Genomic DNA, 8,122 nt, shown 5'->3' with positions numbered 1-8,122 from the left:
AAACCGGGCGGCACCCTGCTGGTGTTGGAATTCTCCAAAGTGTACAAACCTTTGGAAGGCGTGTACGACCTCTACTCTTTCAAACTGTTGCCGATTATGGGCAAACTGATTGCCAAAGATGCCGACAGCTACCAATACCTCGCCGAGTCCATCCGTATGCACCCCGACCAAGAAACCTTGAAGCAAATGATGCTGGATGCAGGCTTCGACAGCGTGGATTACCACAACATGAGCGCAGGCATCGTTGCCCTGCATAAAGGCGTGAAATTCTAAGGCCGTCTGAAACAAACACAAAGGGCGTGATTGATAGACACGCCCTTTGTTTTTAAACCTTACCCAAGCCAATCTGACACAAAACAAAGGCCGTCTGAACAGCCGTAAAATGAAATTAAGGATTTCGGTTACACCATTCAGACGGCCTTAATACGTTTAAATCAGCTTATGTCCCTGCTTTCACGCTTTGCCATTGGCGGACCATAAATTTCAACGCCGCCGGTTGGATAGGTACCATGATAAAGCTGTTTTTCAAATCTTCATCAGTCGGGAAAATCGTATTGTCGTTTCTAAACTCTTCATCCATCAGCTCTTGAGCCGGTTTGCTGGACGGCGCATAAGTAACAAAATTGCCGTTTTTCGCCGCAACTTCAGGATCTAAGAAATCATTGATATATGCATGGGCATTGGCCACATGTTTGGCATCTTTCGGAATCACAAACGAATCCACCCAAATCCCCACGCCTTCTTTCGGCATCATCACACGGATTTTTTCCTTGCCGCCTGCTTCTTCCGCACGGCGTTTGGCAATGTTCAAATCACCGCCAAAACCAATCGTTACACAAGTATCGCCGCGTGCCAAATCATCGATAAAACCGGACGAGGTAAACCGCTTGATGTACGGACGGTTTTTCTTCAAGACTTCCGTAGCCGCCTTAATATCAGCCGTTTCGCTGCTGTTTGGATTTTTACCCATATAGTTCAACACCATAGGATAAATTTCCGCCGCGCTGTCCAAATAGCTGATGCCGCATTGCTTGAGTTTGGACGTGTATTCGGGGTTAAACACCAAATCCCATTGATTGTCCGGCAGCTGATCCGTGCCCAAAGCCTTTTTCACACGCTCGGTATTGATAGCGAAGGTGTTAGTACCCCAATAAAACGGAACGGCATATTCATGCCCCGGATCGACACCTTCCATCAGCTTCATCAGTTGTGGATTCAAGTTTTTATAGTTGGGAATAAGGGATTTGTCGATTTTTTGATACGCACCTGCCTTAATCTGCCTACCGACAAACGCATTGGAAGGACCCACGATGTCGTAACCCGACTTGCCGGTCAATACCTTGCTTTCCAGCGTTTCATCGCTGTCATATACATCGTAAGTTACTGCGATACCGTGTTTTTTCTCAAACGCGGCAACCGTCTCGGGATCGACATATTCCGACCAGTTGTAAATGCTCAATACCTTTTGATTATCGGTTTGAGCCGCCTTGTCGGCAGAAGTTTTGTCCGAGCCGCCGCAGCCGGCCAGCGCCAGCGCAGTCAGTACGATGAGGGGCAGATGTTTGGTCATTATCATTCCTTGCGTATCCGGTTGAAAATAGAGAGGCATTATAAAGCAGGCAAGCCCGAGCGGATAGGCTTCATTGTTAAAAGATATCGTCCCGCTTAAGGCCGTCTGAAAGATAGGTTGCAGCCAACTTAAAACCTTTCTGCCGATAGCTTGAAATATGGTTTTGCGGTAAGATAACGCCCATTCGTTTTTAATCGCAACGCGCCGTCCGGGCCGTCTGAAATCCTTGTAAAAAATTTATCGAGACATTATGAAAACCACCGAACTACGCCAAAAATTCCTAAAATTTTTCGAATCTAAAGGCCACACCATCGTCCGCTCCTCCTCGCTCGTGCCACACGACGACCCGACCCTGCTGTTTACCAACGCAGGCATGAACCAATTTAAAGACGTATTCCTCGGCTTTGACAAACGCCCCTACAACCGCGCCACTACCGCGCAAAAATGCGTACGCGCAGGCGGCAAACACAACGACTTGGAAAACGTCGGCTACACCGCCCGCCACCACACCTTCTTTGAAATGATGGGTAACTTCTCCTTCGGCGACTACTTCAAACGCGACGCGATCCACTTCGCTTGGGAATTCCTGACTTCTCCCGAATGGTTGAATATCCCTAAAGAAAAACTCTTGGCGACCGTTTACGCAGAAGACGACGAAGCCTACAACATTTGGTTGAACGAAATCGGCATGCCTGCCGAGCGCATCGTCCGTATCGGCGACAACAAAGGCGCGAAATACGCATCCGACAACTTCTGGCAAATGGGCGACACCGGCCCTTGCGGCCCTTGCTCCGAAATTTTCTACGACCACGGCGAAGAAATCTGGGGCGGCATTCCGGGCAGCCCTGAAGAAGACGGCGACCGCTGGATCGAAATTTGGAACTGCGTATTCATGCAGTTCAACCGCGACGAACAAGGCAATATGAATCCGCTGCCTAAGCCTTCCGTCGATACCGGCATGGGCTTGGAGCGTATGGCCGCCGTCATGCAGCATGTTCACAGCAACTACGAAATCGACTTGTTCCAAGACCTGCTCAAAGCCGTTGCCCGCGAAACCGGCGCGCCATTCAGCATGGAAGAACCCAGCCTGAAAGTCATCGCCGACCACATCCGCTCCTGCTCCTTCCTGATTGCAGACGGCGTATTGCCTTCCAACGAAGGCCGCGGCTACGTATTGCGCCGCATTATCCGCCGCGCTGTACGCCACGGTTACAAACTCGGTCAGAAACAGGCGTTTTTCTACAAACTTGTGCCCGATTTAGTCAAAGTAATGGGTGATGCGTATCCTGAGTTGAAAGAGAAACAGACACAGATTATGGAAGCCTTGCGCGCGGAAGAAAGCCGCTTCGGCGAAACGCTGGAAAAAGGCATGGGCTTGTTCAACCAAGTGCTCAACGGCATGAAATTCCTGAAACTGGAAAGCCTGCTGCCGCAAGACGGTGTGGGCAAACCACTGACATTGAAAACTGCAGATGGTGTGGAATTTACCGCCGCTTCCCGTGTTACTCCGGGCAAAAAGCAAATCGTTATCCGTCCTCGAGTTTCAGGCAGCCTGAACGAAGGCATGTATATCGATTTGCAGGCTGCTTTGGAAACCGCCCATATTCCCGACGCGGAAAAACCGTTTGCCGAAGCCTTGAACACCTACTTGATGGACAACATCGCCAACAGCAAACTCGTTATCGGCGGCGAACACATCTTCAAACTCTACGACACCTACGGTTTCCCCTACGACCTAACCGCCGACATGGCGCGCGAACTGGGCATCGACTTGGACGAAGCAGGCTTCGAGCGTGAGATGGAAGCCCAACGCGCACGCGCACGCGCCGCACAAAGCTTCAAAGCCAACGCCCAACTGCCTTACGAAGGTCAGGACACCGAGTTTAAAGGTTATAGCGAACGCCAAACCGAATCCAAAGTCCTCGCCCTCTACAAAGACGGCGAGCAAGTCAACGAATTGAACGAAGGCGACGAAGGTGCCATCGTTATCGACTTTACCCCGTTCTATGCAGAATCCGGCGGTCAAGTCGGCGACGTCGGCTATATCTTCGCAGGCGAAAACCGCTTTGAAGTACGCGATACCCAAAAAATCAAAGCGGCCGTATTCGGTCAATTCGGCGTACAAACTTCAGGCCGTCTGAAAGTCGGCGACAGCGTTACCGCCAAAGTGGATGACGAAATCCGCAATGCCAATATGCGCAACCACAGCGCGACCCACTTGATGCACAAAGCCCTTCGCGATGTATTGGGCGAACACGTTGAACAAAAAGGCTCTTTAGTTACCGCCGAATCCACCCGTTTCGACATTTCCCATCCTCAAGCAGTAACTTCCGAAGAAATCGCCGAAGTCGAACGCCGCGTCAACGAAGCCATTTTGGCCAACGTTGCCGTCAACGCCGCCATTATGAGCATGGAGGATGCCCAAAAAACCGGCGCCATGATGCTCTTCGGCGAAAAATACGGCGACGAAGTACGCGTACTGCAAATGGGCGGTTTCTCTACCGAATTGTGCGGCGGTACACACGTTTCACGCACCGGCGACATCGGCCTCTTCAAAATCATCAGCGAAGGCGGTATTGCCGCAGGCGTACGCCGTATCGAAGCCATCACCGGCCTGAACGCACTCAAATGGGCGCAAGATCAAGAGCGTTTGGTTAAAGACATCATTGCCGAAACCAAAGCCCAAACCGAAAAAGACGTACTGGCGAAAATCCAAGCAGGCGCGGCACACGCCAAAGCATTGGAAAAAGAATTGGCACGCGCCAAAGCCGAACTCGCCGTCCACGCAGGCGCCAAACTCTTGGACAACGCAAAAGACTTGGGCGCAGCCAAACTCGTTGCCGCCCAAATCGAAGCCGATGCCGCAGCCCTGCGCGAAATCGTGACCGACTTGACCGGCAAATCAGAACAAGCCATCGTATTACTCGCCGCAGTAAACGACGGCAAAGTTTCCCTGTGCGCAGGCGTATCCAAACCGTTGACTGCCAAAGTCAAAGCAGGCGATCTGGTTAAATTTGCAGCCGAACAAGTCGGCGGCAAAGGCGGTGGCAGACCGGACTTGGCACAGGCCGGCGGCAGCGATGTCGAGAAACTGCCCGCGATGATTGAGAGCGTGAAAGATTGGGTCGGCGCGAAGCTGGCTTGATGTGGAAAGGCCGTCTGAAACGTGTTTTCAGACGGCCTTTGCCAACTATCTAGCCGTAGATTGGGTCTCGATCCAACAGATTTTGTGAAATATAAGAATGTTGGGGCATGCTCCAACCTTATATATCCTATAATCATTATATTTTTAACTCAAAGGATTTGAAATGAAATCTCTTTTGAAAAATCTCAATAAGCTAGAACTGATACTTAACGAATTAGAGGCGCAACCAATTAATCTTAAATTTGATCCATTTGACCCTTTGAGTATTGAATCAGCCATTCAGGAATATAATTATGGTCTTGATTCAATAGCAGGAGATGAAATTAATAATCCAATAATTTCTTCGCTATTAGAGGGACTCAAGGAAAATGCACGTAGTGAAATTATTAGGGAAGCAGCCGAAGCACGACTCAAAAAAGGTGAATAAATGGGATTAGATATTTTTGAAGAAATTAATAATGCTATATTGGACTTGCAATCATCGGAACTGCAAACTTTTGAATGGTCATTAAAAAGGTTAAACGAACTATTAAATGATGAAGTTTTAAAAGTTCACAACGATGAGCTAACAGAAAATTTAAACTTAGAAAAACTTCTAGAAGATAGCTCTAACACAGGTGGTAGTTTTGTTGGTAGCTCAAAATTATTGTTACCAACAGATATGAAAGAAAGATTGGGCTATATTATTTTGCTGGTAAATTGGTTATCTAATGATACCAACGAAGTACTTGATTTTTGCCATCACTATTTCTATAGCGGCAATAAAATTATTGCAGGAATTCATAGCTTTAATAGGCAGGTATTAATACCATTTGCTCGAGATTATAAAAATTACATCACAAGGAAAGGGGCTAATATGGAAGTAAAGAACTCATCAATAGTATCTAATAACGTATTTATAGTGCATGGGAGAGATGATTTATTAAAAGTAGAAGTGGCAAGACTTATTGAAAAACTAGGTTTATCCGCAATAATTCTACATGAGCAACCAAACTCAGGAAAAACTATTATTGAAAAAATTGAAGAATATACGAATGTTGGATTTGGAATTGTTCTATATACACCCTGTGATATTGGTGGTCAAAAGTTAAGTAATTTAGATACCGATTTAAAACCAAGAGCCAGACAAAATGTTGTTTTTGAACATGGTTATCTTATAGGGAAACTAGGAAGAAATAAAGTGTGTGCATTGGTTAAAGAAGAGGTTGAATTTCCATCAGATATTAGTGGTGTCGTATACCAGAAAGTAGATGACGCGGGAGGATGGAAGTTAAAATTAGCTATCGAATTGAAACAAGCAGGATATTCCATTGATCTAAATATACTGTGTTAGCAGCAGTAGGTCGGGCATGAATGCCCGACCTACAAATCCAAGTTTTCCAACTAATCGTCAGTTTTAAATCTTTGTAAGGCCGTCTGAAAACCCAAACCCCGTTTTCAGCAAGCCGTAGCCCGCACCCCTGTCAACCGCGTGCGTGGCTAGACCACACACCCTACCACTGCGGGCGACGCAAACCTTAAGATTGAGGTGTAGGGTGTGTGCGGTACGCACGCACGCGGTTTTTGTTGCTACCGAATGATTCCAAACCATGCCGTAATCCAGTCGGCAGCAAACGCAGCTTGGGTCATGTACCAACAAAACTCAATATCAAAGGCCGTCTGAATTTCAGACGGCCTTTCTGTTTTCATTTCAAGCTGATATTTAAGCTTTTTGTTCAATCATCTAACATCAATCTTTCTCTACCGTAAAAAACAGTTCTTCCTGTTTCAAAGCATTGCCGTCTGCATCGGTCAATGCTGCTTCCGTTACGGAAAACTTGATAACGGCGAGGCTGAGGCTGCCTTGCTCTGTGAGTGCAGTATTAAGAATAACGCCTGCTTCTTCCTCGCCGACTTTGACGGCAATACCGGCGGCTTCTAAAGAATCGCCGCTTAATACGGCCAGACCGCGTTTGACTTGGCCTCGGTATTGGGCGCGGGCGATGATTTCTTGGCCGGGGTAGCAGCCTTTACGGAAATGGACTGCGCCGATGATATGTTGGTTGAGCATTTGGGCAACAGCCGCTTCTTTGGTTGCGGCGCAAATCCACGGATAGCCGCTGCGGATTTCGTGCAGGTTCCACGCGTTTTCGGCTCCTGCTTGATATTCGGCTGCATTTTCAGCTACTGAAATTTTCAGACGGCCTGTGTGCGGCAAGGCAATTTCTACGGTGTTTTCTTGAATTTGGGCTGAAAAAGACAGTTGCGGTTCGGTAGCAGGATGAGGTTCTGCATTGTCTGCCAACTCGCCGCTTACTGCTAAATCAGGCATCAGCTCGAAGACGACTTTTGCACGCAAGACAAACATTCTCAGGCGTTTGACGATGGCTTCGGTCAAATCTTGAGCCATGACCAACAGTAAATCTTCTCCGCGATTGACGACCAACATATTGGCCAACACACGGCCTTTAGGCGTATTGTATGTAGCATAACATGCTTGACCAGAAGCTAAATTATTAATATCGTTGGATAATTGACCATGAAGAAATGAAGCTCTGTCTTCACCGCTGACACGGACAACGCTGAAAAAAGGCAGGCGGGTTTGCATAATCGACTCCTTAAATGGTAGATGCTGAATTATCGCCCAAATTGCCGCTTATTATCAAATAAATAAATTCAGGCCGTCTGAATGTTTCAGATGGCCTGTTGTTTGGGTTCAAACAATCAAAATTATTTGATGCTGACTTTACGGATAATCACGGCTTCGGTTGGAACGTCTTGATGATAGCCGCGTGTCGCTGTTTTCACTTTGCTGATTTTACGGACCACGTCCATGCCGGAAGTGACTTTACCGAAAACGGCATAGCCGTAGCCTTGAGGGGTTTTGCTTTTGAAATTCAAAAAGTCGTTGTCGGCTGTATTGATAAAAAACTGGCTGGTTGCTGAATTCGGATCGCCGGTGCGCGCCATAGCGATGGTGCCGACGTTATTTTTCAAGCCGTTGTATGCTTCATTGGTGATGGCTTTATCGGTGGATTTTTGAACCATTTTCTCGGTAAATCCGCCGCCTTGAATCATAAAATTGTCGATAACGCGGTGGAAAATCGTGTTGTCGTAAAAACCTTTTTTGGCATAATTGACAAAGTTTGCCACGGTTTTCGGCGCTTTGACTTCATCCAATTCCAGTTGGATGTTGCCCATATTGGTTTCAATCACGGCATGGGTAACCGCTTGCGCTTGCACGGAAAGTGAGAGTGCGAGGGCGCACAGGGTCAGTTTGATGGATTTTTTCATATGTCTTCTCGAATGATGTATTGTGAAAATGGAATATTAACCTTGTTTCGCGTGAAATCCATAAAAAACATGTAAGATTTTTCAAGCAAAAAACATAAGGCAATCAAATCAGGCCGTCTGAAAAGGGATAAAAA

General features: G+C 47.2%; 7 protein-coding genes. 4 read left to right on the top strand and 3 right to left on the bottom strand.

Translation table 11 applies throughout. The annotated features are described in order from the left end of the window. The coding region (locus tag ACTHUE_RS07945; RefSeq protein ID WP_440402828.1) for a class I SAM-dependent methyltransferase at nt 1-273 on the top strand (273 nt) is incomplete at its 5' end. Between the two features lie 166 nt (nt 274-439). Here the strand turns inward: ACTHUE_RS07945 and ACTHUE_RS07940 are convergent. Beyond that, the gene (locus ACTHUE_RS07940) at nt 440-1,570 is read right to left on the bottom strand and encodes a polyamine ABC transporter substrate-binding protein (protein WP_003685623.1); all 1,131 of its coding nucleotides are present in this window, start codon (nt 1,568-1,570) and stop codon (nt 440-442) included. Between the two features lie 250 nt (nt 1,571-1,820). Between ACTHUE_RS07940 and alaS the strand changes: the two genes are divergently transcribed. From alaS to ACTHUE_RS07925, 3 genes are all read left to right on the top strand, one after another. Next, the gene (gene alaS / locus ACTHUE_RS07935; protein ID WP_070822080.1) at nt 1,821-4,715 is read left to right on the top strand and encodes an alanine--tRNA ligase; all 2,895 of its coding nucleotides are present in this window, start codon (nt 1,821-1,823) and stop codon (nt 4,713-4,715) included. Nucleotides 4,716-4,878: 163 nt separating this feature from the next. Then, complete coding sequence (locus ACTHUE_RS07930) at nt 4,879-5,142, top strand: hypothetical protein (RefSeq protein WP_049351259.1); 264 nt, start codon at nt 4,879-4,881, stop codon at nt 5,140-5,142. Continuing rightward, complete coding sequence (locus ACTHUE_RS07925) at nt 5,143-6,048, top strand: TIR domain-containing protein (RefSeq protein WP_070849820.1); 906 nt, start codon at nt 5,143-5,145, stop codon at nt 6,046-6,048. Between the two features lie 396 nt (nt 6,049-6,444). Here ACTHUE_RS07925 and ygfZ read toward each other — a convergent pair whose 3' ends face one another. Both ygfZ and ACTHUE_RS07915 read right to left on the bottom strand, forming a co-directional pair. Continuing rightward, nucleotides 6,445-7,302 (bottom strand): CAF17-like 4Fe-4S cluster assembly/insertion protein YgfZ, encoded by an 858-nt coding sequence (gene ygfZ / locus ACTHUE_RS07920; RefSeq protein WP_440361123.1) that lies wholly within the window; start codon nt 7,300-7,302, stop codon nt 6,445-6,447. 122 nt (nt 7,303-7,424) lie between these two features. Continuing rightward, complete coding sequence (locus tag ACTHUE_RS07915; protein WP_049332503.1) at nt 7,425-7,988, bottom strand: peptidylprolyl isomerase; 564 nt, start codon at nt 7,986-7,988, stop codon at nt 7,425-7,427. Nucleotides 7,989-8,122 lie beyond the last annotated feature (134 nt).

It is taken from the genome of Neisseria sp. P0021.S005 (assembly GCF_051956955.1).
This window is presented reverse-complemented; position numbering and strand designations above follow the sequence as displayed.